Source organism: Paenibacillus cymbidii, from assembly GCF_004764705.1.
Classification (GTDB): Bacteria; Bacillota; Bacilli; order Paenibacillales; family NBRC-103111; genus Paenibacillus_AN; species Paenibacillus_AN cymbidii.
Genome location: NZ_SHLX01000018.1, coordinates 1 through 25,990, shown reverse-complemented (window position 1 = coordinate 25,990; position 25,990 = coordinate 1). Strand labels below are relative to the sequence as shown.

Below are 25,990 nucleotides of genomic sequence, written 5' to 3'. Positions count from 1 at the left end.
GATTATGGAATGAGGGTCGTCCAGTGAATACTGGCGAAATTGAGTTGGCTCCCGTCCACAGTGCCGGCGTATAGGCCGGACATCGTGAACTGGTAGTTGTCGATGTGATCGAGCCGGAAGAATCCGTCATACAGCTGATAAATCGTCAAGTCGAAAATGGCGGCGATCGACAGATCCGGCGAGCGCCAAGCCATGCCGGAGACGATGCTGTGCAGGTTCATCTCTTGTTTGCCCGTCGGTTTGCTGCGGCGCGACTTGACGATCCGATCGATCATTTCCTTGGCGCGCGAATTGGCCGGACGAAACTCCGGCCCTTGCGGAAGCTTCATATGGTGAGCCAGCTTGAGAACCGTTTGCATGCGATCGAAGTTGCCGGCATGGATGTGTCCGCTTGCACCGGAAGCGCCTGCGGCAGGATCGCCAAGCACAAAGCGGTTCATTTCCTCCGCCCCCGCCATGGCTGCCTTCGTTTGAAAAAAAAGCGCCAATCCTTCCAGCACGAGCGAGCGGAACGGTTCGTTGCAACGGCAATAAGCGCAGAACAAGTCGAACGGGCTTATGCCATCCGCCTCGACGTCTTCCAGTTGGCTCGCATCAAACAGCAATGCGGCGACGAGCCGATTGTAGTGAGTTTCGCATATTTCGGCGATCAACCGCAGCTTCGGCGCACGCAAAAAACCGGCATCCGCGATAGCGATCGGGATGTCGGCGAGCAAACGCAGCTTGATCGCTTGTTCGTCATCGGGAAGCATCAATAATTTTCACTTCCGAACGTGTAGATCAGCCGATACCCGGCATAACCGCTCGGCGCCGCAATCGAGTTGCCCGAACGAAGAAACGTTCGACCTACCGAAGCCAGATGCTTGCCGAACAGCAGCGCGTTCGCGCGATCGGCCACCCAGGCGCTTCTTCCATCCGTTTCTTCGAACGAATAATGGCAGTAAACGTCGATAGCGATGTCCTGATCGGCGATCAGATGGTTCGACGTTTCCTTTCGCAGCCGCGGATAATAAACGAGCCTGCATTTTTCCTCCGTCGTCAGATCGTCAATATCACGGACGTTGCGGATTACATCCGTGATAATCGTATCTCTTCCTTCCGGCGCCATGGCCAGAATATCGGGCTTTCCGCTGTCCAGCGGATCGTCGCCGGCGTCTGCCGGCTTGTAGTGCAGCAGGCGAAGCAGCGTTTCGTCCGCGACAAGCACGGATCGTACAGCCTGCAGATGTTGACGCAAATTCATGGTACTTCAGCTCCTGTGGCGGATTCGGTCGTGCGCTCCGAATGCTTATTTATTTTATTTCTATTTTGGCCGAAAAAATAGTGCCGCCCTCCGCTGTCGTCATCACTCCCCTCACCATCTCAAATATACTGCGCCATCCCCCATTTTTGTTCCGATCATTGCGTCACATGCTTTCATTGCCGAATTTACCCCACCCCATCGCTTTCCAGCAAGGAGTAAAAATTGTCGCGATCCTCGTCATCGAATTTGCCAAGCGACCGTACGCGGACAAATTCATGTCCCCCGTACAGGTCGATTTCCTCGCCGTATTGATTGTAGAGCGCAACCATGCCGCCCTCCCGATCCGACTCCATGTACCCGTAACAGGCTGTTTCCGGCATTTTGCCATAGAAGAGCGTAAACTTGACTTTATCCAGTCTGTGCATGAGGCGGCTCCTTTCCGTGAATCTGGACAAAATTGTACAGGAACCCGGACGATTTGGAAAAAGCGACCCTGCTCCTTCAACGCGGCTCTTCCTTCGTATCTTTGAAACGTAAAGGGGGCCTCCCGCTCTATCGCACATTCGCGCATGATCTCTTGACGAGACGCGGGTTGGCGTGTATGATAGCGTGCCGGTTAAGAGGCCAGGCAAGGCGCAAAAGTTTTTCTTGCCTCGTTTTGGTATACTATGGGGTAAAGACACGATTCATTGAAGGAGAGATGGAACATGGCGTATGTCGTTGATTTTAAAGAGGTGTCCACGGTAGGGCTGGAGTCTTCGCCTGTCGCGGAAGCGCTGGCGGGCTTGCGCGCCAATGAGGCCCGTTATTTCATGAACAAGTACAAGCATGAATTTACGGTCGTCCCCGCCAGCGAAAGCCAGGAGACGCTCGATTATGTGAACCGGATCCTGAAAGAAGAACGAGGTCTTGTATTTGCGGCCAAGCCGTTGGAAACGTCGCAGTTGCAAGTGGAGAATATTCTCTGGACCTTCGTCTTCTATGAGGATGGGCTCGGGGTCAACGTCTTGTATACGATTGACGATCCGAAGAAACGGGCCGTCGGATTCAAGCTGTCCGAAGGGATGGAGGTGCCGAAGGAACTGGAGGAGAAGAAGTTCAAGTTCGCCAGACAGAAGTCCAAGCTGGCCGGAACGATTCGGGGCACGTTCTTCGTGATTAAAGGGGAGTATTGACACAAGCGTCAACTCCAGCCCGCCAAGAAAAACGAATAACGGAACGTGTGCGCGCGAAACAGGCGATGACAAGGCTGTACAGCGGGACGAGCAGGACGGAAATCGCGAGAACCGGCGGGATTTGCTATAATAGATTGCGAGTCGTATCACATGAGGAGGGACATGACAATGGAAACGGGCAACAACGTAACCATTACCGTCGAAACCGTCGTCAACGCGCCGGTCGCCGAAGTATGGAAGTATTGGACGGAGCCGCAGCATATTACTCAGTGGAGCTTCGCCTCCGACGATTGGCACGCGCCGCGGGCCGAAAACGATTTGCGAACCGGCGGCACTTTCCTGACCCGAATGGAAGCGAAGGACGGCAGCTTCGGTTTCGATTTTGGCGGCGTGTACGATGATGTGAAAACGCACGAATTGATCGCTTACACGCTCGGCGATGGAAGAAAAGTGAGAATCGACTTTATTCCCCAAGGCAACGAAACCAAAATCGTCGAAGCGTTCGAAGCGGAATCGACCAATTCCGTGGAGATGCAGCAAGCCGGCTGGCAGGCGTTTATGAACAACTTCAAAGCCTATAGTGAAGCCTCTAAGGAAGAATAGGGATCACAGCTCGCTTGGCAATGACAAGGCCATTCCATCAGGGATGGCCTTTATGCATTGCCGCTGCAGCAAGCACGGCAGCAGACCATGCGATGCTTTATTGCCGGCTGGCCCTCCTCCCGATCAACCATCCCGGCACCAAAAGGAGGATGGCAAGCGCAAATTCAATTCGGAAAACCTCCTGCAGTCCGGCGACCGTGCTCTGCGCCTGCTCGTACACCGCGGCGGGATTGGGCGATTGGCGCAAATAACGAGCGGCTCCGGACGACATGGTGCCGACGAACCAGGCAATGCCGATCCCTCCTGCCACTTGCTGGAGCGTATTGTAGATGGCGGTGCCATGAGGGACAAGATGCGGCGGCAGCGGGTTCAAACCCGCCGTTTGCGCCGGCATGACGACGAACGAGATGCCCAGGAACAAAAGAATATGGCTGAACAATAGAAACCCTTGCGACGTATCGCTGTCGATGCCGGTCAACAGCCACAACGACATGGCGATCAGGATCAGCCCGGGCATCATGACGAGTCTCGGGCCGAAGGTATCGAACAGCTTGCCCGACACCGGCATCATGATCCCGTTCAGGATACACCCCGGCATCAGAAGCAAGCCCGTTGCGAACGCAGTCATCTGCAGCACATCCTGCATATAAATCGGCAACAAGGTCGTGGTGGCGAACAAAACGATCATCAGGACGACAACGACTGCCGCAACCAGGGAGAAAGCGGGGTACCGGAAAACGGCAAGGTTGAGCAGCGGTTCCCGAATCGCGAGCTGCCGCCATACCAGCAAGAGCACGGCGAGGCCGCCTGCGGCGAGCGATCCGTACCCCGTCGGCGACACCCAGAGACCGGGTTGGCTGAAGCCGTAGGTGACGCAACCGAAACCGACGGTCGAAAGTGCAATGGAGATCAGATCGACCCGGGGCCTGGTCCGTTCGGTCACATTCTTCAGGAACTTGCCGGCATACAGCATCGCCGAACTGGCGACCGGCAGCACCACATAGAACAGCCAGCGCCAGTTCAAGGTATCGAGAATCAGCCCCGACAAGGCCGGCCCGATGACAGGGGAAACCATGATGACCAGGCCCATGAGCCCCATGGCGGCGCCCCGGCGTTCCGGCGGGTAGAGGGCGAGGATGGTATTCATCATTAACGGGACCAACAGACCGGTCCCGCAAGCCTGAACGATTCTGCCCGCCAGCAAGATGACGAATCCCGGGGAAACAGCGCATAATAGGGTGCCGGCCACAAATAACGCCATAGCGGACATAAACATTTGCCGCGTCGTGAACCATTGCTGCAGCAAGGCGGTCGCCGGCACCAATACGCCGATCGCGAGCATGTAGCCCGTTGACAGCCATTGGACGGTCGTGGCGCTTACATTGAATTCCCGCATCAAGCCGGGGAGCGCATTGACCAGCAAATTTTCGTTGAGGAACGCGACGAACGCGCCGATCAGCAGGGCGGCCAACATTGGCCCTCTTTTTGCTTCGTTTACCGCTTGGGCTTGGTTGTTCATCATCCGCCTCCCGACATTCATTTTGTTTCTTGTACGTGCGCCGCTTATCTTTCTTCGGCCTGAACAACATTTTACGGGATGCAGAACGAGTTGAAAAAAGCGAAACGGCTCCTCCTGCCGGGAAATTCGTTCGTATTTTTCACACATTAAGGGGGAGTTCCCTCTGCGTCGCGCATTCGCGCATTATTTCTTGACAGGATGGGAGTTGGGGAGTAAGATAGCGTGCCGTTATGCTCAAGCGATTATTGCTGCATGTGCGATTCATCGAGGAGTGAAGGAAAGTTTCGCTTGACAGGCGGGAGCGAGGCATGGGAAATTACTGGTGTTGATCGACGAAATGAGCGCGGATGCGAGAAAAGGTGAGCACACTGAAAGCGAATCGGATGGAAGCCTTCAGCGATGGCGTGCTGGCGATTATCATCACGATTATGGTTCTGGAGTTCAAAGTGCCGGAAGGCCATGACTGGCATGCGCTGACCGAACTGGGCCCGAAAATTCTCAGCTACATCTTCAGTTTCGTTTATGTCGGCATCTACTGGAACAATCATCATCATCTGCTGCATATGGTTCGCACGATGAACGGGCGGCTGATGTGGCTCAACCTGCTGCTGCTCTTCTGGCTCTCCCTTGTGCCGTTTACGACGGCGTGGATGGGGGAAAGCCATTTTGCCGCAACGCCGACGGCGCTGTACGGGATCATTCTGCTGCTGGCGGCGCTGTCCTACTGGCTGCTCCAGCTTGCCATCATGCGCCAGCATGCCGGCGATTCCTCGTTCGTCGTGTCGATGGGCAAAGACTGGAAAGGAAAGCTTTCGCCCTTCCTCTACTTGATTGCGGTCGCGACCGCGTATGTGAGTCCCTGGATATCCGGCTGCTTCTTCGTGCTCGTTGCCGTCGTCTGGTTCGTGCCGGATCGGCGCATCGAACAGGCGCTGAGAAGCCGCTAAACGAAGCGCTTCGATTCTCGGGTATTGGCGAGGGGCGAAGCGTTTTTTTCGGTAGTGCCGGCAATAAGCCGATGTGGTGCGGCCGGCATGCTGTTTCGTCGCGGGATGATAAATCCGGAGGCGTGTGGTAACATGGTGACATCGAAATTTTTCCAGCGAGGCGCGCCAACTATTGCGAGAGAAGGGGACGAAACAACGTGAACATCGTCGTACTGGATGGATATACGCTTAATCCGGGAGATTTGAGCTGGGAAAGGCTGGGTTCGCTCGGCAGCCTCCAGGTGTACGACCGGACGGCGCCGGAACAAATTGTGGAGCGGGCCGCTCATGCGGAAATGGTTCTGACGAACAAAACGCCGCTATCCGCCGAAACGATCGCCAAGCTGCCTCAGCTTCGCTATATCGGCGTACTCGCAACGGGATACAATGTGGTGGACGTATCCGCGGCGGCGGCAAGGGGCATCCCGGTCACGAATGTGCCGGATTACGGCACCGGGTCCGTGGCGCAATTCGCGTTCGCGCTGCTGCTTGAGCTGTGCCACCGCGTGCAGCGGCATGACGATGCGGTCAGGAACGGAGAGTGGGCGGCCTCCCCGGATTTCTGCTTCGTTCGTGCGCCTCTCATCGAGCTGGAAGGCAAGACGCTTGGCATTGTCGGGTTCGGGCGAATCGGCCAGCAGACGGCGCGAATCGGCGCGGCATTCGGCATGAACGTCTTCGCTTCAGCCCGCTCGCCGAAACAGCTGCCCGGCTTCGAGCATGTACGCTGGGGTTCGACGGAAGAGGTGCTTCGCGCAGCGGATGTCGTCAGCCTGCATTGCCCGCTTACGCCGGAAACGAATCGCCTGATCGATCGCGAGCGGATCGGGTGGATGAAGCCGACGGCGTTTCTCATCAATACGTCGCGGGGAGCGCTCGTGGATGACGAGGCGCTTGCGGAAGCGTTGAACGAAGGTCGGCTCGCCGGAGCCGGGCTCGATGTGCTGACGATGGAGCCTCCCGCTGCCGGCCATGCGCTAATCGGGGCGCGCAATTGCATCGTTACTCCTCACATCGCCTGGGCGACGAAAGAGGCGCGGGCAAGATTGCTGGGGGTCGCGGAAGACAATGTGATCGCGTTTTTGCAAAAATCCCCGGTCAATGTGGTAAACCGGTAGCCGAGGGATTGGAGAAAGAGGTTGACAGGACGCCATTCGGTGTCCTATTGTTAAAAGCGTCACCATTTGGTGTCCAATTCAAGCGCTTGAGGCGGACAGTCGACTGCTTGTATAAGCTTTGCCGGAACTTATAAAACTAGTCGGGAGAGGGTGTTGTGAGCGAGAACCATCCGTTGCGCGATGTATTTGACGCCGTCGCCGACCCGACTCGGCGCCGCTTGATCCAGCTGTTGTCGGAGAAGCAGGAGCTGCCGCTGCATGAATTGACGGAGCCGTTTCAGATGGGCCGCACGGCGGTATCGAAGCATCTGGCCATTCTGAAGGAGGCCGGACTAGTCATCGACCGCAAAGTCGGCCGGGAAACGCGATATCGGCTGAATGCCGCCCCGCTCCGCGAAATTCTGGACTGGGCCGCGTTCTACAGCAAGTTCTGGAGCACGAATATGATGCGTTTGCAACAACTACTCGAGGAGGAAGAACAATGAGCCTGGCATTGTCCATGGATTTCCAATATCAAACGACGATCGAGAAGGCTTGGTCCGCGTTAACCGATTCCAACAAGCTGGCCAAATGGATCATGGCGAACGACTTCAAGCCGGTCGTCGGGCACCAATTCGAGTTCCGCACGGAGCCGTCTCAATACTGGGATGGCATCATTAAGGGCGAGGTGCTGCTCGTAGACGAACCGAACCGGTTGTCCTACACGTTCGCCAACGGCGACGAGAAGCACACGGTCACCTGGACACTGCAGGTTCTCGAGGACGGGAAAGTGAATCTTCATCTCGAACAAACCGGGTTCACGAACAAGCAAGGTCTCGAAGGAGCCCGGTATGGCTGGAGGAACTGGTTCGGCGGGTTCGAACAGGCGTTGGCGTAAGCAAGCGTTGAGCAAGGGGGGGCTGCGAAATAAGCCATTTTGTGGAGCCCCCGTTGCTTCGTATCAGGATTAAACACTATCATTTCGTGATAGACTGGTAGGTAGGAAACCAGCTTCATCATTCCCATGAAGCCACGCAAAGGAGGCTATTATGTCCCGGGAGTACATCGAAATTCGCGGCGCCCGCGAGAACAACCTGAAAGACGTATCGCTCCGCATTCCGAAGCGCAGCATCACCATTTTCACCGGCGTGTCCGGCTCCGGCAAATCGTCGATCGTCTTCGATACGATCGCCGCCGAATCCCAGCGGCTGCTGAACGAAAACTTCAGCATGTTCGTCCGCAACTTCCTGCCGAAATTGCAGCAGCCGGACGCGGACGCGATCGAAAACCTGAGCATGGCGGTCATCGTCGACCAGAAACGGCTCGGCGGCGGCTCGCATTCGACGATGGGCACGATTACCGATATCGCCCCCATCCTGCGGCTGTTGTTCTCGCGCGTCGGCCAGCCTTCCGCCGGCAACGCCAATGCCTTCTCCTTCAACGACCAGCAAGGCATGTGCCCGGAATGCAACGGCCTCGGCCGCAAGCTGGGTGTCGATCTGGAGAAAGCGCTCGATCTGTCCAAATCGCTGAATGAAGGCGCCCTCCTGCTGCCGGACTATGGCGTGGAAAGCTGGGATTGGAACATTCATGTCCAATCGGGGTTGTACGATGTCGACAAGAAGCTGGCCGATTATACCGAGGAAGAGATGGAGCAGCTCCTGTACGGCAAGCCGCAGAAGATTCAGATGCATGTCGGCGGGAAGCCGGTCAATTTTACCCTGGAGGGTGTCATCGAGAAGTTCAGCGGCAAATACATCAAGCGCGATCTCAAAACGATGTCCGAACGCACCCAGCGCACGGTGGAGCCGTTCATCACCATCGGCCCGTGCCATCTCTGCCGTGGCGCCCGCCTCAGCCAAGCGGCGCTCCGCTGCAAAATCAACGGCCGCAATATCGCCGAGCTGTCCTCCATGGAGGTAGGCATGCTGATCGACGTCATCAAGGAAATCGATGAGCAGGCGGCGGCGCCGATGGTGAAGGCGCTGACGGAAAGGCTGCAGCACCTGGTCGACATCGGGTTGGAATACCTCAGCCTCGACCGTGAAACCGACACGTTGTCCGGCGGCGAATCCCAGCGGGTCAAGATGGTCAAACACCTGAGCGGCAGTCTGGTGGATGTGGTGTATATTTTCGACGAGCCGAGTGTTGGCTTGCATCCCCGCGACGTGCACCGGCTGGGCGAGCTGCTGCAGAAGCTGCGCGACAAAGGCAATACGGTCATTGTCGTCGAACACGACCCCGACGTGATTCAAGTCGCCGATCATATCGTCGATGTCGGGCCTTACGCCGGCAGACGCGGCGGCACGATCGTGTACGAAGGCAGCTTCTCCGGTTTGCTGCAGGCCGATACGCTGACGGGCAATCATATGAAGCAGGCGATGCCGATCAAGGAGACGTTCCGTTCGGCTGCGGGCCAACTGTCCATCGCAGGAGCCAAGCTGCACAACTTGAACAACGTGAGCGTCGACATCCCGACGGGTGTGCTGACGGTAGTGACGGGCGTGGCCGGCTCAGGCAAAAGCACATTGGTCAACGAGGTGTTCCTGCAGAAGCATCCCGACGCGATCGTGATCGACCAGTCGGCGGTCGGCGTATCCACCCGTTCGAATCCGGCCACCTACACGGGCATCATGGACGATGTGCGCAAAGCGTTTGCCACCGCCAACAAAGTGAACGCGGGCCTGTTCAGTTTCAATTCCAAGGGCGCCTGCGAGAACTGCCAGGGGCTGGGCGTCGTTTATACGAACCTGGCTTTCCTGGAGGATGTCAAAACGACTTGCGAGGTGTGCGGCGGCAAACGGTTCAAGGAAGAGGTGCTGGCCTACAAGCTGGGCGGCAAATCGATCGCCGACGTGCTGGAGATGACGGTCGAGCAGGCGCTCGCTTTTTTCGAAATCAAAGAGGTGGTGCGCAGGCTGCAAGCGATGAGCGACGTGGGACTCAATTACTTGACGCTCGGCCAGCCGCTCAGCACGCTGTCGGGTGGCGAATGCCAGCGCATCAAGCTGGCCAGCGAGCTGCACAAGCAAGGCAGCATTTATGTGATGGACGAGCCGACGACCGGACTGCATATGTCGGATATCGCTCATTTGCTCGAGATCATGAACCGCCTTGTCGATGCCGGGAACACCGTCATCGTGATCGAACATAACCTCGATGTGATCCGCAACGCCGACTGGATCATCGATATGGGACCGGAAGGCGGCAGCAAGGGCGGGCAAGTTATTTTCGAAGGCACGCCGAAGCAGCTGCTGAGCGCGACGCATTCTTTGACAAGCCGGTATTTGGGCAGGTAAACAACAAGGGAATGGCGAAATAAGCCAAAATGCCCATCCGAAGGAAATTACAAATGAGGCCATCCCGCCAAGGATGGCCTCTTCGTCATCGTCGATGCCGGCGTCACTCCAGCGCATCCAGCGGAAAAATCGGCCGCCGGATGTGGCGGAACGGCAATGCCATCAGGTCGGAGGAGCACGGACCGCGCGTTTTGACCGTGTAGCTGGCTGCGGCGATCTTGTCGTATGCCCGCCGATGGGCGACGGCGGCTTTGACCCCGATGACGGCCAACTGCTCGGGATGGACGCCCTGGCTCCGCCACTGGCCGAGGTCGAACGGCGGCATCCGCAGGGTCGTCAACAGGATCGTCACCCCGCGGTGACGCACGACGGCCGACGGCCCCATCTCGGCATTCACGCCGTGCGCGGACGCATAGTGGCTGTTGCGGTCCTCGAGCGTAAAGCGGCCGTCGCTGCGCGACACGAGCTCGATCTCCAGCTCGACCGGCCCGGGGTCGAGCGGGCTGCCTTTGCCGCCGATCGACAGCGTCGCCGTTGCTCCGATCGGCACGGCCTGCAGCGCCGCAACCGCGGCCGCATCGGCGATGGCGACGGCGCCGCCTTCCACGTCGTGGCGCAGCATCGCCCGCAGCACGTCGGTGCAGTCGCCCGGCGCGCCGCCGCCGATGTTGTCCGCCGGCTCGACGAGCAGCACCGGGCCGCGGGCGACCGGCAAGATCCGTCGCATCACTTCCTCGAGATCATGCTCGTCCGGCAAGCCGGCCTGCCGCAACGACCATGCCTGCTCCGCCAATTCGTCAAGCGCCGCCCGGGCAGGCGCCGGATCGCCTTCGGCGACGATCGAAAACGCCACCCCCGCGTCCGGCACGTCGGCGAACGAGTAGCCCGCCCATACACTGGCAGTCAGCACGCCGGGGACCTCGCGTTCGATGCGCCGCGCGGCCGCTTCCAGCTCCCGCATCGGCGCATCGGCGGTGCCGGTGCCGGTAGGCGGCCAGAGGATCGGCGCCTGCCGCACGTACGTCCGCGGCCGGACGCCGCTCTTCAGGCAGCGCGCCAGCAGCTCTGCCGTATGGACGGCGCGTTCGCAGGCGTCGATGTGCGGATTCTCGCGGTAGCAGACGAGGCAGTCGGCATGTTCGCCCATGGCGGCCGACAGATTGCCGTGCAGGTCGAGCACGGCATACAGCGGCAGCGCCTCCGCTCCCGGCGTCGCGCGGATGCGGCGCATCAGCTCTCCTTCGGGATCGGGATGCTCCGTCGTCACCATCGCCCCGTGGAGGACGAGGAAGATGGCGTCGAGCCCGTCCGGGATCGCGCGGGCCAGCAGCGTCGCCAGCTCCTCCCAGAACAGCTCGAACACCGCATGATCGGCGGTGCCCGAAGCTCCCGCGTCGTAGAAGCTGCCCGCCACGACATCCCAGCCTTCGCGCGCGGCTACCGACAGGAAGCCGTCGACCATCGAGCCGTCGCCCGCTTTGGCCAGCAGCTCGTCCCCGCGGGAAATGCGAAAACCGGCAATCCCCGTCACACCGCCGGTAAAACTGTGCGATTCGTTAAAAATACCCGCCAACAACACCTTCATGTACAACGCTCCTCGGAAGTAAAGTCAAGCGGGAACCGAACGGGCGCGTCTGCATCGGCAAGCACGCCGCGTCCGTTGCCGGCTTGTTTGGCATGAAACGGTTCCGTTGCATCCAGCTTACCATGCTTGCCGCGCCATCCATAAGAGCAAAGTTGTCAGAATCGAGGAAAAATCGTCAGTCGCGCCATGAGGCAGCAAACAGCAGGCGATTGTCGCCGCTTTTACGCGAGATTAATAGATGGAAAAGCGAGGAAAGGCATGCTACCATGAATGTGGCAGTTCCCATTTTCGAGATGACCATGAACCTGCAACGCGGCAACGATGCGGAGGAGCAAACGCGATGAAACGATGGAGTTTGATAGGATGGATCGTTCTGCTTGCAGCGGCTGTCGTCCCTCTGGGCGCTTCGGCTAACGGCGGCGGAACGCTGACCAATCTGGCGCTGAACAAAACGGCGCGAACGGCAGCGCATGGACAACCGTTGTCGACATGACGAATAATAGGGTCGATATCGTTACCAGCTCCATTGCTCCGATACAGGCGCGTTACGTGAAACTGAATGTGATTGCACCGACGAAAGGCGGCGAAGGAGCGATTCGAATCCAGGAGTTTGCCGTAAACGGCGACCCGCAGCCGCAGCTTCCCGCGCCGGCGAATGTGACGGCCGTCGCAGGCGACGGTCAGGTGACGCTCCAGTGGGATGCCGTGTCCGGTGCCGATACATACGCGATTTATAAAGGAACGGCCCCCGGCAGCTACGACGCGAATCCGCTCGACCAAGTGAACATGCCGGGCACCTCGTACATGGCAACCGGGTTGACCAACGGTACCACTTACTACTTCGCGGTTACGGCCGGCAACGCGGTGTCGGGAGCCAGCGGCTATTCCAACGAAGCGAGCGCGATGCCCCGTTCCGGCAATGCGGATTTGAGCGGGTTGTCGATACCGTTCGCGACGCTCGATCCTTCGTTCTCCGCCGCAACGTATAGTTATACGGCAAGCGTGCCGAACAGCGTGGGTAAAATCATTGTGACGCCGACGGCAGCGGATTCGAACGCCACAGTTACGGTGAACGGGAGTTCTGCTCCCTCCGCGGTCAATCTGGAGGTAGGCGCCAACACCATCAATATCCTGGTAACGGCGGAAGACGGCATCTCGTACGAAGTCTACACGGTGACCGTCACCCGAACCTCCGATGTCACGCTGGTCTCCGCGCGATCGGACGGGGACGGACGAACGGTGCTTACGTTCAGCGAACCGCTCAAGCCGGAATCGCTCGTACCCGAAGCGTTCCTGCTTCGCATCGGCGAGCGGCCGGTTGCGGTGACGCAAGTGTTCTGCGACCCCGTATGCGGCGATACGGTCAAACTGGTCGCAAGCGAACCGCTGTTCAAGTGGGACCGCATCTCCCTGGACGTGGCCGGCAGCCTGCTGCAGAGCGTGCATGGCTCCTGGCTCGCCGCGATCGAATCGCGCAGCGTGCAGACAGACACGGGCGCCTTGAGCCCGGACTTCCTCCTCTCCGGCGGTGTTCATCTCGACGGCATCATGTCCTACCTGCAGCGCCGCCAGTTCGATATCGACGCCAACGGGGACGGAAGCTTCGACCGCGCCGACATCGAAGCGATGCTGGCGCACATTGAACCGTAAAATAGGCGGAACGGCGCTGACGGGACTCCCCTACTTGCACCGTAGACATGCCACGCCCGAACGAACCGTCAGGCTGATCTTTTCCTGGCGGTTTCTTTGCGGGCGATATCGTTTTTCGCGGTTCGCGAAGCGGGTGTGTTATACTGTATGCGGGATAGACAGTTAGGAAACAGGACGATAGACAGGAGACCGCAAGGCATGGAGCACAACGAAAAGAAGGATGAAGCGGTCCTGCAGCAATTGCCGCCGGGGGTGGCGCTTAGCTGGGGGATCGTCAGGCAGCCGAAGCGCGGGCCGAAGGGCGAGCTGAGCGTGGGCAAAATCGTTGACGCGGCCATCGTCATCGCCGACCGGGACGGCCTGGCGGCCGTCTCGATGAGCCGGGTGGCGCAGTCGCTTGGCTTCACGACAATGTCGTTGTACCGCTATTTGAAAAGCAAGGATGAATTGCTGGTGCTGATGCACGACGCCGCATGCCATATCCCGATTCCGCCGGAGGATCCGGGCCAAACGTGGCGCGACGAAATGAAAGCGTACGTGTGGGCATGCATCGGCATTTTCCGGAAGCATCCGTGGTTCGGCGAGATCCCGATTGCCAGCGTGCCGCTCAGCCCGGGCAACTTGCAGGTGATCGATTGGGCGCTTCGCATCATGCGCGATTTCCCGGCCAACGATTTCGAGAAGATGTCGTTCATGCTGCTGCTCAGCAGCTATGCGCGGGCGTGCGGCTTGATCGCGCGGGACATGGACCGGGCCGTCCGCGAAGGCGCCGAAGCCGATTCCTTCAACGGGTCCCGTTACGGGGACGCGCTCAGGCGGCTGGTTACGCCCGAGCGTTTCCCGTATCTTCACCCGGTGCTGATGGCCGGCGCTTATACCGACGAAGCCGACAATCCGATCGGCGACGATCTGGCGTTTGGGCTGGAGCGGATTCTGGACGGCATCGAGCAGTACCTGCATGCGGGCCGAAAATAAGGCCGAAAGCGAGCCGGCGGAGCCGCTCCGGCCCGGTTAGCGACGGCCGGCTTGGCGGCGGAAGGCGATGCCGCACCAGACCAGCGCGACGGCCAGAATCGCCGCGCACCAGGCAAGCGCCTGCCAGCCGTAGCCGCCGACCGGCGTGCCGGTCAACAGGCCGCGAATCGTTTCGATCACCGGCGTGATCGGCTGATGGCCGGCAAAGCCTTGCAGCCACGACGGCATGGTGGCGATCGGCACGAATGCGCTGGACAGGTAGGGCAGGAACAGCAGCACGAAGCCGTAGCCGCTGGCGGCGGAAGGGCTGCCGGTAACGAGGCCGATGGCGGCGAACAGCCAGGTGAACGTCAGGATGAACAGGACGATGACGCCGAGCGCGCCCAGCCACTCGATGGCGGAAGCGGTCGGACGGAATCCGACGAGCCAGGCGACGCCGATGACGATGCCCGTGGCGAGCAGGTTGCGCGCGAGGCTGGCGGCGACATGGCCGGTGACGACGCTCAGGCTGCGGATCGGCATCGTGCGGAAGCGGTCGATGATGCCGTTCGACATGTCGGTGGCGACGTCGACGGCGGTGCTCGACGAGCCGAACCCGGCGCACAGCAGGATGATGCCCGGCACCACGTAGTTGACGTAGTCGCCGCCCGGAGCGATGGCGCCGCCGAATACATAGGTGAACAGCAGCATCAGCATAATCGGCAGCATGATCGCCATGAGCAGCGATTCGACGTTGCGCAGGCTGTGGCGGATGCTGCGGCCGATGAAGACGGCGTTCGTCGCCGCGAAGGTTGCGGGTTTGACAGCGAGCGAGTCCTTATTCATGCGAAAAATGCCTCCTTGTCTGGGGATGGATGCGCCGCTTGCGCGGTGAAAGCGAGGAAAACGTCGTCCATGCTCGGCTTGCGAATGACGATCCGCGTATCCGGCGGGTACGCGGCGGCGAGCTCGTTCAGCGTTTGGCGGACGTCCTGCACACGGCCGCTCGTCGGGACGGCGCGAATCAGTTCGTCGTGCCGGTCGCGCAGCTCGATCACTTCGCCGCCGACGCGCGCCTTCAGCGATTCGGGCGTGCCGGCCGCCACAATGCTGCCGCCGCTGAGCACCGCGATTTCATCGGCCAGTTGGTCGGCTTCCTCCAAATACTGCGTCGTCAGGAAAATCGTTCGCCCTTGCTGCTTCAATTGCAGAATCATGTCCCACAGTGCGCGGCGGCTGACCGTGTCCAGCCCGGTGGTCGGCTCGTCGAGGAACAGCACCGGCCGGTTCACGACGAGGCTTACGGCCAGATCGAGCCTGCGGCGCATGCCGCCGGAGTAGGTTTTGACGCGCTTCGCGGCGGCGTCCTCGAGCTCGAACCGCCGGAGCAGCTCCGCCGCCCGCTGGCGCGCGCCGGCCGGCGTCAAGCCGGACAGCCGGGCCATCATCAGGATGTTCTCGCGGCCGGTGAGCACTTCGTCGACTGCCGCGAATTGGCCGGTCAGGCTGATCGATTGCCGGACCGCCTGCCGGTCCGCGACGATGTCATGACCATCGATTCGCGCCGAGCCTCCGTCCGGCACGATCAGCGTAGACAGGATGTGGATCAGCGTTGTTTTGCCGGCGCCGTTCGGTCCGAGCAGGGCGTAGATCGTTCCTTGCGCCACCGACAGGCTAATGCCGTTCAGCACGTTTTGGGCGCCGTATCGTTTGCGCAAGTCGCGGACTTCAATAGCCGATGCGGTTGCGTTCATCAAGATCACTCCTCGTTTAAATTGTCGATCATATAAACAGTATATTTCGTACACAAAAATTTGAATTCCGCCTCCGGACCGATTTCGGAATCGACTTCCGGACCGGTTTTTTGCCGAAAAAAATGGAAATGTTCCGCGTCCCGCACCGGTTGCCGCATCTCCGCAGCAATCGCCGCGCCCTGCACCGCCATCTCAGCTTAAACGCAAAAGTGCATGTAAATAGCCTCTTTCCCGCCCTTTTCGCATGCTTAAATGTATTTATGCATGTAACGCAGGCGAAAAGTCCGGTTTTTCGGCCGAACCCGGAGTTTTACCTGCATTTTTACATTTAAAAGTTCGCAACCGGCCAAACCGGCCACTTTTAAGTGCAAAAATGCATGCAAACTTTCCCCTCCGGCGGCATAAAGTACCGCGCGCGGAAGCAAGCCACCCGCTGACCGCGGCTGAACGCGCACCAGCGCAAAAAAAGCCGCATCGCTTCGCGCGATGCGACTTCCCGATCCAGTCGGCAGAAGGCCGACGATACGCCGCTGCAACGCGCCGCTATCTCCGCGGCTGCGGATAATAGGGCGGTCTCGGCGTCGCCGCCGCCGGCACGAAGTGCTGCTGCGCATACGGCTGCGGAACCGCTGCCATTATCCGATGGCAGTCCTCGTACGGCCCGATATAGGTGGACGGCTTAACGGGCGCAACGGTTTGCTTCCATTGTTGTTCGTCCATGCAGTACGTATGCGCCATAACGTTGGCGGGCGTAAAGCGGAGTATATCCGAGCCGAGAATGACTTCCGGCGTAGGAGCGTCGAATATGGCGAGCAGATGGGTTTGGTCGGACGTGGCGATTTCGTAGTGCCACCAGCCTTGCGGCACATTGGCCACTTGCCCCGGGGCGATCGGGAAATTGAGAATCTGTTTGGTAAACGGGTTCAACAGCGAAACGACGGCGGCGCCCGAAATGCAATAAACGAGCTCGGCGGCGTTCTGGTGATAATGCGGCTCGACGACATTGCCCGAGCTGAGGAAAATGTCCAGCAGCGACGTGTTCTCCAGCGAATTCAATTGCGCGACGCCCAGCACATTGATGTAGTTTTGACTGTTCTTGCGAAACAGCGGGCTCGTGTTGACGTCGAACGTATATTGTATGGCAGGCGACGTGTAATCCAGGTAAGCGGTCATAGCGGCGGTTCACTCCCGTTGGCGAATTCATTCTCCCGTATGGTATGCGGGAAGAACCGGTCAGGTGCCTAGAGTAGAGCGAACGGGCAAACGAAGTCGCGGGCGGAGAAAGCGAAAGCCGCCCGTCGAGCCGGGCGGCCTGTCTGTAGTCCCCTTATGAAGCGATCCGTCAATAAGCCATCCAGCCGGCATCGGCGGCGACGACGGTGCCGTTGACGAAGCTGGCGTCGTCGGAAGCGAGGAACAGCGCCACTCGGGCGATTTCCTCCGGCTCGCCTACGCGAGGGTTGGTGCCGATGCCGGCCATCGCCCTCTCCATGCCGAACGGGTTCGGTGCGGTCATCGAAGCGCCGATGTTCGTGTTGACGCCGCCCGGCGCAATGGCGTTGCAGCGGATGCCAAGCGTGGCGTATTGGTAGCCGACGTTTTTCGTCAAGCCGATCACGGCATGTTTGGAAGCCGTGTACGCGGCGCCCGCGCGGGAGCCCATCAAGCCGCCGGCGGACGCGATGTTGACGATGACGCCGCTCTTCTTCTCCGTGTAGAGCGGCAGCACCTTGCGAATCGTGCGCATCGGCCCGGTCGTATTGACGGCGAAGACGCGTTCCCACAAGTCGTCGGTCAACTCCCCGGCCGGTACGAAGTTGTCCATAATGCCGGCGTTGTTGACCAGAATATCGACGGTGCCGAATGTCGCGACGGCGGTGTCGATCATGTGCTTTGTACACTTATAGTATAATAAAGCGGATGAAACGGAACAATCGGCAAAAAAGCGCCGATTGTCAGCTAACGTACAAATCGGCCGGGTTTGTTGAAGAAAAGGAGCGAGCAAATTGTCCCACCTGGATCGACGCGTTGTCCGCAGCAAGGAGGCGCTCAAGCAAGCGCTGCTTCAGCTCATGCGGCAGAAGGATTTCAGCGCCATCTCGATTACGGAAATCGTGGCGGCGGCGAACTATAATCGCGGCACGTTCTATTCCCATTACGACAGCAAGGAGGCGCTGCTTGCCGAATTCATCGAGGATTTGATTCAGGATTTGCTGATGTCGTTTCGTGCGCCTTACGAGCATGAGGAAATATTCCGCATCGACGAGCTGACGGCGAATTCGGTGCAAATTTTCGAGCATATTCATCAGCATGCCACCGACTACACGATCTTACTCCGCAGCAATGTCATGCCCCAGCTGCGGGAGAAAATGTTCGCCGCGCTCAAGCGCATTTCGCAAGAGGAGCTGGAGTATGCGGAGAACGGTATCGATCGCGAGCTGCTGGCCCATTATTCGATCAACGGTCTGCTGGGGCTGATTTTGTACTGGATCGAGGGAGGCTTCCAGTATACGCCCGCGTATATGCAGGAGCAGTTGATCAAGATGATCCACTGGCATCCGACGGAAGCGAAGACGAGGAAACCGGGCGCGCCGCCGCGGCGGTCCTGATCGGAGCGGGACGCGGTGGCGCGCCCGGATGGATGGCGCGGGAAAAAGCACATGTTAAGGAAGCTGCACCAGGAACGTCGTCGTATCGCCGGGCACGCTGCGGACCGTGATGGTCCCCTGGTGCTGTTCGACGATCGCCTTGGCGATGGCAAGGCCGAGGCCGTAGCCGCCATGCTGGCGCGACCGGGAAGCGTCGGCCCGGTAGAAGCGGTCGAAGATGCGGCCGAGATGCTCCGCCGCGATGCCTTCGCCGGTGTTGGCGACGGTCAGCTGCATGTCGTGCGCGCGCTTCTTCAGCGCGACGTGGATGCTGCCGTTCGGGCCCGAGTATTTGATCGCGTTGTCGAGCAGGATCATGACGATCTGCTTGATCTGCTCGGCGCTGCCGCGCATCGTCAAATTCGGCTCGATGTCGTAGCGGAGCGTCAGCTCTTTCTCGTACGCGACCGCTTCCATCGTCAGAATGACGCTTTCCACGCATTCGCTGACGTTGATAGTCGAGAAGAGCGTATCGCCCCGGGTATCGCCCATGCGGGTCAAATACAGCAGTTCGTTCGTCAGCGTCTTCATTCGTTCCGTTTCCGACTTGATATGGTGCAGCCATTTCGCCTGGCTGCGGACCGTTTCCTCGCCGTTCGCCAGCAGCACATCCGCATGGGTGTCGATGACGGCCAGCGGCGTCTTGAGCTCATGGGAGGCGTCGGCAATGAACTGCTTCTGCTTGTCGAACGCTTCCCGCACGGGGGCAATCGCCCGGTTCGCGAAGAACCGGCTGGTGAAATAAATGACGATCAGCATCGCCAGACCAACCGCAAGGAAGGTATACACCAGGTTGGTGACAAATTTGCGCTGCGCGGTGACGTCCAGGAATACGACGGAATGGCCGTCGCCGTTCGGCAGCGCCAGAAACGCCCAACGGGTGCCGTCCAGGCTGAACTGGCCTTCGCCGGAAGAGGCCGCCGCCGCTTTGGCGAGCGCCGCCTGATAGAAGTCGCTGTCCATATCGAAGCGGGAGTCGGTCGCCGTCAGCTTCCACTGCCCGTCCGCCTGCAAACGGAACGATACCGAGCGCTCCACCGGAGGTTCCGCTTGGTTCATAAAGTCGGGCTGAAGCTTGCCGCCGCCTTTTTTCGGCCCGCCGCCTCCTCCGTCCGGCTTGTGATAGAAGTCTTCGATCCGGTGCAGCTCCATATCGATGTCGTTGCTTACGTTCTGATACGTAATCGTATAGATGGAGACGAAGGCGACCAGCATCATGAACGAGATGATGACCAGATTCAGCACGAGGAACCGGTTCCGCAGCTTCGTGAACATTACGACACGACCTCCAGGCTGTAGCCGACGCCGCGAATCGTATTGATGCGGACCGTGGCGTGCAGGAAGAGCAGCTTTTTGCGCAAAAATGAAATGTAAACCTCCACGTTGTTATGCTCCGCTTCGGAGTCGTAGCCCCACAGCTTTTCGATAATTTGTTCCTTGGAAGTGACCGCGTTCTTCCTCGTCAGCAGCAGCTCCAGCAGCTCGCTCTCCTTCAGGATCAGCTTGATCTCCTTCCCGCCGCACGACAGCTTCAGCGTCGCCGGGTTCAGCTCGATATTGCCGAGCTTGAGCGTGTCCTCCGGCACGACTTCGCCCCGGCGGCGCAGAGCCGCCCGGATGCGCGCGAGCAGCTCGTCGGTCGAGAACGGTTTGGCCACGTAATCGTCGGCGCCGTAGTCGAGACCGGCGATTTTGTCTTCCGTTTCGCCCTTGGCGGTAAGCAAAATCACAGGAGTCGCATACCCCTGCGCCCGCAGCTTCTGCAGGAGGCGGATGCCGTCCAGCTTCGGCAGCATGATATCGAGCAGCAGCAGGTCGTAAATGCCGCTTAGCGCATGATCCAACCCTTCCTGGCCGTCATGGACGGCGTCGACGGAGTAATGCTGCTTCCGCAAAATTTGGGTCAACGCCTCCGCAAGATGCACCTCGTCTTCCACGATCAGGATTCTCATGGCCGTTTCCCCCTTGTCGTCCCGCTATCGTTTCCGGCCGATCGGCCGGGCTTGCTTCTCATTATAGGAACCGAACCTTTAATCAACCTGAAATGCCGATTCGCCCGTTTGGCCCTTCTATCGTAGCATTTCATCCCGTGCAAAAGAAATATCGAGCCGTTCGCGACATTTAAGTTTCGTTAAAGGTTGCGCCGCTAAGATACAGACATGAACCCACCGCATGAAAGGAGACTACCGAGATGGCCATTGAAGTATTCAACCGCTACGAAAACAAGTACGTGATGGACTCGCAGGCATTCGCCGCCATCTATAACCGGTTGCTCGCTTATATGGAGCCGGACGAATACAACCGGAACGACCGCTTCTATTCGATCAGCAACCTCTATTACGATACCGAGCACGACACGCTGATCCGCGCCAGTCTGGCCAAGCCGAAGTACAAGGAGAAGCTGCGCATCCGCGCCTACGGGGTACCGGCAGAGGGCGCCAAAGTATATCTGGAGTTGAAAAAGAAGGTGTTCGGACTGGTGAACAAACGGCGTACGGCGCTGAAGCTGGAGGAGGCGTACGCTTTTGCCGGGACGGGATCGCTGCCGATTCTCCGGGAATACATGAACATCCAGGTGGTTAGGGAAATCGAGTATTTCCTGCAGCGGTACAAGCTGATGCCCAAAGTGTACCTGGCCTACGATCGCATCGCGTTGTTCGCCAAAGAGAATCGCGATCTGCGCGTCACGTTCGATACGAACATCCGGTCGCGACGGTACGATCTCCGGCTGGAGCAGGGCGATTACGGCGAGCAGCTGCTCGGCGACGGGCAATGGCTGATGGAAGTGAAGGCGGAGAAAACGATCCCGATCTGGCTGTCCCGGCTGCTGTCGGAGCTGGGCATGTTCCGCATGAGCTTCTCGAAGTACGGCAACGAATACAGAAGGGCGCTGGCGAACGGCGTTCTGGCAAAGGAGAAGATGCCGGTATGATCGATTCGTTATTTTCCACCGCAATCGAGGCAACGGAGCTGACATGGACCGACGCGCTGCTGACCGTGCTGGTCGCCATCGCCCTTGGCGCGGTCATCAGCTTCACTTATATGAAGACGCAGCCCGCTTTTACGCAAAATTTTACGCTGACGATGGTTGTGCTGCCGGCGATTGTGGCGATCATCATCCTGCTGATCGGCAGCAACATCGCCCGCGCCTTCAGCCTGGCCGGGGCGTTCTCGATCATTCGCTTCCGCAGCGCGCCCGGCGATCCGAAGGATATCGCCTTCGTCCTGTTCACGATGGCGGCCGGTCTTGCCTGCGGCGTCGGCTCTTACGGTTACGCGGTGCTGTTCACGGCTGTGCTCTGCGTGCTGATGTTCGTGCTCAAGGCGACGAATTTCGGCGCGAATAAGTCGGCGCAGAAGCTGCTGAAAGTGACGATTCCGGAAAATCTCGGGTACGAGGAAGCGTTCGACGAAATTTTCCGCAAGTTTCATGTCGGCTACGAACTGCGGAAGGTGAAAACGACCGAACTGGGCAGCCTGTACGAGCTGGTGTACGCGGTGCAGATCGACCATTTGGCCAACCAGAAGGAATTTCTCGATGCGATCCGGTGCCGGAACGGCAACCTCGACATTACGTTGACGATGAATCCTCCCGCCGCGGCGGACTACTAAACCAATGAAAGGATGAGAAGCGATGAAACACAACTGGAGGGCAAAAGAAATCGGATTGCTGCTGCTTTGCGCCGCAATGATGACGGCGTGCACCGATACCGGAAGCAAGGACCCGGAAACGGCCGCTGCGGCGGCAACCGGGGTGAAAACAAGCGCGTCGGCGAAGCCGGCGGGCAGCGCCGCGGCGGTTCAGACAACCGCCGTCAAGTACGACGACGACGACGCCTACACGGACTGGAGCGCGGGCAGCTCGACCGCGATCAAGCTGAACGGCGCCGGCGCCGCTGTCGATGGGGCGGGAGCCAAAGCGGCGGGCGGCATCATTACGATTACCGCCGCCGGAACATATGCGATCAGCGGGAAGCTGAACAACGGCCAACTTGTGGTCGACGTGCCGGACAAAGGCACGGTTCGGCTCGTGCTGAACGGCGCGGAGCTTCATAACGAAACGTCGGCGGCGATCTACGTCAAGGAGGCGGGCAAAGTGATTCTGTCGCTGCCCGAAGGGACGACGAATCTGGTGTCCGACGGCGCCAGCTATACGTTCCCGGACGCGTCCACGGACGAGCCGAACGCGGCGATTTTCAGCAAGGACGACTTGACGATCAACGGCAGCGGCAAGCTGACGGTGCAAGGCAACTACAACAACGGCATCGCCAGCAAGGATGACCTGAAAATAACCGGCGGCACGCTCGCCATTCAAGCGAAAGACGACGGGCTGATGGGCCGTGACCTCGTTGCCGTGAAGGCGGGCGACCTGACGATTCAGGCGGCCGGGCACGGGATCAAGACGACAAACGACACGGAAGGCGAAGAAGGCGACATCGTCATCGCAGGCGGCACGCTCCGCATCGAATCCGGCGAAGACGCCCTGCACAGCAAGGGCGGCATTACGATTGCCGGCGGGGAGCTGAACCTCTCGGCGGGAGACGACGGCATCAATGCGGACATCTCCATCGCCATCGACGGCGGCACGATCGACATCGTCAAGAGCAATGAGGGCATAGAGGCACCGTCCATCGTGATTTCGGGCGGCACGACGAGCCTGGTTTCTTCCGACGACGGCGTCAACGTTTCGTCGGGCAGCGGCGAAAGCGCCAAAGCGGGACCGCGCGGCGGCGGTGGCGGTAATCCGCCGGCAGCTGGCGGAGACTCGAGCTTGAAGCTGACGATAGGCGGCGGCTATCTGTTCGTCGAAGCGCAAGGCGACGGGCTGGATTCCAACGGCTCGATCGAAATGAACGGCGGCACCGTCATCGTCAATGGGCCGACGGCGAACAATAATGGCCCGTTGGACTACGACGGCACCTTCGTTATGACGGGCGGCTTCCTCGTCGCCGCCGGCAGCTCGGGCATGGCGCAGGCGACAGCCGACCAGTCGACGCAAGCGGGCATCCTGATGACGTACTCCCAGTCGCAGAAAGCGGGAACGCTGGTGCATCTGGAGGACAGCGCGGGCAAAAACCTGCTGACCTTCTTGCCGTCGAAGGCGTATCAGTCCCTATTCGTCAGCTCGCCCGACTTGAAGAAGGACGGCCAGTATACCCTGTTCTCCGGCGGTTCTTCGAGCGGCAAGGCGACGAACGGTCTTTACGAGGGCGGCGCTTATCAGGGCGGAAGCAAGGTCGTCGCGTTTACACAGGCGAGTACCGTTACCTGGCTGAACGAGTCGGGCGTTACGACGAGCCGCAGCGGCATGATGGGCGGCATGGGCGGCCGCGGTCAAGGCGGCGGAGGCGGCCAAGGTGGTGGTATGGGCGGTCAAGGAGGCCAAGGCGGCATGGGCGGCGGACGGATGCCCCAGCAGGGAGGAGGAGGCCAGCCGGCGCAGTGACGGCGGAGAAAGACCCTCCTGACGGATTACAAATCGGCTTCTTGACGTAATAATAGGCGAAGGGTACGCTAGCTTTACCTGAACCATCACTCATGTCAGGAGGTCGGTGTCGATGCTCGCAGAGTTGCAACGACTCCCGCACGGCGGCTGCACGGCCCGGTTCGACCGGGTCGTGGCGCACCCCGCTGCGGAAGTATGGGCGTATTTGACCGAGGACGGCAAGCTGCAGCGCTGGTTTCCCGAACTGTCGGTCGCGGAATTGCGGGAAGGCGGCTCCATCCGGTTCGATATGGGGGACGGCACCTTCGAGGAGATGCGGATTACTGAGATGGAGCCGTCAGCCGTGCTCGCTTACACGTGGGCCGACGACCACGTCCGGTTCGAGCTGAAGCCGGTGCCGGGCGGATGCCGCCTCACGCTGATCGAAACGATTCGCCGCATCACCCCGCATACCCCGAAGGATCTTGCCGGCTGGGACGTGTGTCTCGACGCCGTGCAGGCGCTGCTCGACGGCCGGACGCTGGACCGCAAGAGCGAGTGGGAGCAGCGGTACGAGAAGTACAAGCAGGCGATTGACGCGCTCGCCGCCGAGTAAAGGCAACGAAGAAGACCCCTGCCGATCGGCAAGGGGCCTTCTTCGTTCGTGCCGGTTCGTCCGGGGCTTAGCCGGAATTCCCGATTCGTTCGTTTCTTTCTTCGAGCAGCAGCAGCTTCAGCTCCCGCACTTCCTTGCGCAGCAAGGCGAGCTCGGTCGCTTCCGCCTTATGCGTCTGGGCTTCTTCCAGACTGGCGACCTTCTCTTCTTCGTCGTTCGGAATATTGGCGGCGTTGTTGACGATTTCGCCGACGACCAGGTTCAGCATGCCGAACACGACGATGAAGATGAACGACACGAAATAGAGCAGCGAAAGCGGGCTTTCTTCGGCGATTGGCCGGTAAATGTTCGCCCAGTCATCGAAGGTGGCGATTTGGAACAGTGTAATCAGCGACTTGGACAAGTCGCCGAAATAGTCCGGCGAAGCTTCGCTGAAGAAGGTGGCGCCGACAACGCCATAGATGAACAGGACGATCACCATCAGCAGCGAAATGCTGCCGATCGCAGGCACGGCCATGAAGAGCGAGGTGATGATCCGCCGCAGCGAACGAATCGAAGAAATCGTCTTGAGCACCCGCAGCACCCGCAAAATCCGCAGAACGCTGACGAACGGCGAGCTCATGAACGCAAGGCTTGCCGCCACGACGATAAAGTCGAACAAGTTCCAGCCGTCCTTGAAATAGCTTGTCCGGTAGGCGATCAGCTTCAGCACCACCTCGATCGAAAAGATCGTCAGGAACACGATGTCGAGGTTGTGGAACAAGGTTTTGTATGCTTCGTCGACGCTGGGGTAGCTTTGGAACCCGATTACGATCGCATTCATGAACACAACGGTGAGAATAAAGTTGGTGAAACTTTTGCCGCGAATGAACGCGTTGATTCCCGATACAGGTGCGGTTTCCGCCATGAACTCCTTGTCCTCATTTCTTCGTTGGGCTGTTTGACTTTGGCAACTTTTACATATTCGCTGTCCGGTACGATGTTCCTGTTGGCGGTCGGTTGATTTTTTGTTAAGAAAACAAGCCTTGTATGGTTTGAAAAATTGGCCCTGTTTCATGTTATGGCTGAATGCTCGAGCGAACGGAACTCACCGCCCTTATTTAGGAGATTGCGCCCCTGGTTTTGATGCTAACGGAACAGAGCGCTCTTATTTTCGCATGTTTCGTCTCATTTGGTGTTTTTTCATCCGATAGCGGCTGTTGGTTCCGTTACCTTCGATAAAAGTGGCTCCAGGAGACAAATAAGGGCTGTAGGTTCCGTCCCTCGTATTTAAGGGTATTTCTCACGAATGCTCAGCCATTCGCAGGACTTCATCGATTTTAATGTCAGATACAGCGGTGGAATGGTAGGACGCTGGGCCGTCGGTGGCGCGTTCGGGCATGCGGGAACAGAAGGTACGCCATTGCGTACTTCGCCTGAATGCTCAACGGCACGCT

Annotated in this window: 27 protein-coding genes and 1 pseudogene; 15 read left to right on the top strand and 13 right to left on the bottom strand. The window is 59.2% G+C overall.

The genetic code is table 11. The features are described from left to right. Positions 1-2: 2 nt before the first annotated feature. The 3 genes from EXY20_RS23240 to EXY20_RS23230 all read right to left on the bottom strand — a co-directional run bounded on the left by EXY20_RS23240 (position 3) and on the right by EXY20_RS23230 (position 1,668). Positions 3-755: a hypothetical protein gene (locus EXY20_RS23240; RefSeq protein ID WP_135554515.1), complete on the bottom strand. Its 753-nt coding sequence runs from the start codon at positions 753-755 to the stop codon at positions 3-5. Next, entirely contained in the window at positions 752-1,243 is a 492-nt protein-coding gene (locus EXY20_RS23235) for a hypothetical protein (RefSeq protein ID WP_135554514.1), read from the bottom strand. Before EXY20_RS23235 ends, EXY20_RS23240 begins: the two co-directional genes overlap by 4 nt. Before the next feature lie 185 nt (positions 1,244-1,428). Then, positions 1,429-1,668 (bottom strand): hypothetical protein, encoded by a 240-nt coding sequence (locus tag EXY20_RS23230; RefSeq protein WP_135554513.1) that lies wholly within the window; start codon positions 1,666-1,668, stop codon positions 1,429-1,431. Positions 1,669-1,950: 282 nt separating this feature from the next. On the opposite strand from EXY20_RS23230, the gene EXY20_RS23225 reads away from it, so the two are divergent. Next, positions 1,951-2,418: a phage tail protein gene (locus EXY20_RS23225; RefSeq protein WP_135554512.1), complete on the top strand. Its 468-nt coding sequence runs from the start codon at positions 1,951-1,953 to the stop codon at positions 2,416-2,418. 168 nt (positions 2,419-2,586) lie between these two features. After that, positions 2,587-3,021 carry an SRPBCC family protein gene (locus tag EXY20_RS23220; protein WP_135554511.1) on the top strand — a complete coding sequence of 145 codons (435 nt, stop codon included), beginning with the start codon at positions 2,587-2,589 and terminating at the stop codon, positions 3,019-3,021. A gap of 97 nt (positions 3,022-3,118) precedes the next feature. Here EXY20_RS23220 and EXY20_RS23215 read toward each other — a convergent pair whose 3' ends face one another. Then, positions 3,119-4,540 (bottom strand): MDR family MFS transporter, encoded by a 1,422-nt coding sequence (locus EXY20_RS23215; protein WP_135554510.1) that lies wholly within the window; start codon positions 4,538-4,540, stop codon positions 3,119-3,121. A 368-nt stretch (positions 4,541-4,908) separates the two neighbouring features. On the opposite strand from EXY20_RS23215, the gene EXY20_RS23210 reads away from it, so the two are divergent. From EXY20_RS23210 to EXY20_RS23190, 5 genes are all read left to right on the top strand, one after another. Further along, positions 4,909-5,487, top strand: coding sequence for a TMEM175 family protein (locus EXY20_RS23210; RefSeq protein WP_135554631.1), 579 nt, complete (start codon positions 4,909-4,911; stop codon positions 5,485-5,487). Positions 5,488-5,684: 197 nt separating this feature from the next. Further along, complete coding sequence (locus tag EXY20_RS23205) at positions 5,685-6,644, top strand: D-2-hydroxyacid dehydrogenase (RefSeq protein WP_135554509.1); 960 nt, start codon at positions 5,685-5,687, stop codon at positions 6,642-6,644. A 155-nt stretch (positions 6,645-6,799) separates the two neighbouring features. Beyond that, complete coding sequence (locus EXY20_RS23200; RefSeq protein ID WP_135554508.1) at positions 6,800-7,129, top strand: ArsR/SmtB family transcription factor; 330 nt, start codon at positions 6,800-6,802, stop codon at positions 7,127-7,129. Then, positions 7,126-7,521 (top strand): SRPBCC family protein, encoded by a 396-nt coding sequence (locus tag EXY20_RS23195; RefSeq protein ID WP_135554507.1) that lies wholly within the window; start codon positions 7,126-7,128, stop codon positions 7,519-7,521. The genes EXY20_RS23200 and EXY20_RS23195 overlap by 4 nt, the downstream gene beginning before the upstream one ends. 151 nt (positions 7,522-7,672) lie before the next feature. After that, positions 7,673-9,922 carry an ATP-binding cassette domain-containing protein gene (locus EXY20_RS23190; RefSeq protein WP_135554506.1) on the top strand — a complete coding sequence of 750 codons (2,250 nt, stop codon included), beginning with the start codon at positions 7,673-7,675 and terminating at the stop codon, positions 9,920-9,922. Between the two features lie 103 nt (positions 9,923-10,025). Here the strand turns inward: EXY20_RS23190 and EXY20_RS23185 are convergent, their stop codons facing one another. After that, positions 10,026-11,507 carry a M81 family metallopeptidase gene (locus EXY20_RS23185; RefSeq protein WP_135554505.1) on the bottom strand — a complete coding sequence of 494 codons (1,482 nt, stop codon included), beginning with the start codon at positions 11,505-11,507 and terminating at the stop codon, positions 10,026-10,028. Between the two features lie 340 nt (positions 11,508-11,847). On the opposite strand from EXY20_RS23185, the gene EXY20_RS39135 reads away from it, so the two are divergent. The 3 genes from EXY20_RS39135 (at position 11,848) to EXY20_RS23175 (ending at position 14,132) form a co-directional block, all read left to right on the top strand. Next, positions 11,848-12,000: a hypothetical protein gene (locus EXY20_RS39135; protein WP_167859453.1), complete on the top strand. Its 153-nt coding sequence runs from the start codon at positions 11,848-11,850 to the stop codon at positions 11,998-12,000. A gap of 56 nt (positions 12,001-12,056) precedes the next feature. Further along, on the top strand, positions 12,057-13,157 hold the full coding sequence (locus EXY20_RS23180; protein ID WP_167859452.1) for a cadherin-like beta sandwich domain-containing protein: 1,101 nt from the start codon (positions 12,057-12,059) through the stop codon (positions 13,155-13,157). Between the two features lie 198 nt (positions 13,158-13,355). Continuing rightward, complete coding sequence (locus EXY20_RS23175; RefSeq protein ID WP_135554503.1) at positions 13,356-14,132, top strand: TetR/AcrR family transcriptional regulator; 777 nt, start codon at positions 13,356-13,358, stop codon at positions 14,130-14,132. A 36-nt stretch (positions 14,133-14,168) separates the two neighbouring features. On the opposite strand, the gene EXY20_RS23170 is transcribed toward EXY20_RS23175, so the two are convergent. The 5 genes and pseudogenes from EXY20_RS23170 to EXY20_RS23150 all read right to left on the bottom strand — a co-directional run. Continuing rightward, entirely contained in the window at positions 14,169-14,957 is a 789-nt protein-coding gene (locus tag EXY20_RS23170; protein ID WP_135554502.1) for an ABC transporter permease, read from the bottom strand. Next, on the bottom strand, positions 14,954-15,865 hold the full coding sequence (locus tag EXY20_RS23165; protein WP_135554501.1) for an ATP-binding cassette domain-containing protein: 912 nt from the start codon (positions 15,863-15,865) through the stop codon (positions 14,954-14,956). The genes EXY20_RS23170 and EXY20_RS23165 overlap by 4 nt, the downstream gene beginning before the upstream one ends. Before the next feature lie 248 nt (positions 15,866-16,113). After that, the gene (locus EXY20_RS23160) at positions 16,114-16,401 is read right to left on the bottom strand and encodes a hypothetical protein (protein WP_135554500.1); all 288 of its coding nucleotides are present in this window, start codon (positions 16,399-16,401) and stop codon (positions 16,114-16,116) included. A gap of 7 nt (positions 16,402-16,408) precedes the next feature. Then, complete coding sequence (locus tag EXY20_RS23155) at positions 16,409-17,038, bottom strand: cupin domain-containing protein (RefSeq protein WP_135554499.1); 630 nt, start codon at positions 17,036-17,038, stop codon at positions 16,409-16,411. 169 nt (positions 17,039-17,207) lie between these two features. Continuing rightward, a pseudogene (locus EXY20_RS23150) lies at positions 17,208-17,759 on the bottom strand (SDR family oxidoreductase); the annotation flags it as partial. Between the two features lie 112 nt (positions 17,760-17,871). On the opposite strand from EXY20_RS23150, the gene EXY20_RS23145 reads away from it, so the two are divergent. Next, positions 17,872-18,474: a TetR/AcrR family transcriptional regulator gene (locus tag EXY20_RS23145; protein ID WP_235886161.1), complete on the top strand. Its 603-nt coding sequence runs from the start codon at positions 17,872-17,874 to the stop codon at positions 18,472-18,474. A gap of 54 nt (positions 18,475-18,528) precedes the next feature. Here the strand turns inward: EXY20_RS23145 and EXY20_RS23140 are convergent, their stop codons facing one another. Both EXY20_RS23140 and EXY20_RS23135 read right to left on the bottom strand, forming a co-directional pair. Then, entirely contained in the window at positions 18,529-19,788 is a 1,260-nt protein-coding gene (locus EXY20_RS23140; protein WP_135554497.1) for a sensor histidine kinase, read from the bottom strand. After that, positions 19,788-20,465 carry a response regulator transcription factor gene (locus tag EXY20_RS23135; RefSeq protein WP_135554496.1) on the bottom strand — a complete coding sequence of 226 codons (678 nt, stop codon included), beginning with the start codon at positions 20,463-20,465 and terminating at the stop codon, positions 19,788-19,790. The genes EXY20_RS23140 and EXY20_RS23135 overlap by 1 nt, the downstream gene beginning before the upstream one ends. A 239-nt stretch (positions 20,466-20,704) precedes the next feature. On the opposite strand from EXY20_RS23135, the gene EXY20_RS23130 reads away from it, so the two are divergent. The 4 genes from EXY20_RS23130 (at position 20,705) to EXY20_RS23115 (ending at position 24,554) form a co-directional block, all read left to right on the top strand. Then, entirely contained in the window at positions 20,705-21,445 is a 741-nt protein-coding gene (locus tag EXY20_RS23130) for a polyphosphate polymerase domain-containing protein (RefSeq protein ID WP_135554495.1), read from the top strand. Continuing rightward, complete coding sequence (locus EXY20_RS23125) at positions 21,442-22,125, top strand: DUF4956 domain-containing protein (RefSeq protein ID WP_135554494.1); 684 nt, start codon at positions 21,442-21,444, stop codon at positions 22,123-22,125. The genes EXY20_RS23130 and EXY20_RS23125 overlap by 4 nt, the downstream gene beginning before the upstream one ends. A 22-nt stretch (positions 22,126-22,147) precedes the next feature. Continuing rightward, positions 22,148-23,959 carry a carbohydrate-binding domain-containing protein gene (locus EXY20_RS23120; RefSeq protein WP_135554493.1) on the top strand — a complete coding sequence of 604 codons (1,812 nt, stop codon included), beginning with the start codon at positions 22,148-22,150 and terminating at the stop codon, positions 23,957-23,959. A 112-nt stretch (positions 23,960-24,071) separates the two neighbouring features. Then, a complete protein-coding gene (locus EXY20_RS23115) occupies positions 24,072-24,554 on the top strand; it encodes an SRPBCC family protein (RefSeq protein ID WP_135554492.1) in 483 nt (160 codons plus the stop codon). Between the two features lie 67 nt (positions 24,555-24,621). Here the strand turns inward: EXY20_RS23115 and EXY20_RS23110 are convergent, their stop codons facing one another. Continuing rightward, positions 24,622-25,461 carry an ion transporter gene (locus EXY20_RS23110; protein WP_135554491.1) on the bottom strand — a complete coding sequence of 280 codons (840 nt, stop codon included), beginning with the start codon at positions 25,459-25,461 and terminating at the stop codon, positions 24,622-24,624. Positions 25,462-25,990 lie beyond the last annotated feature (529 nt).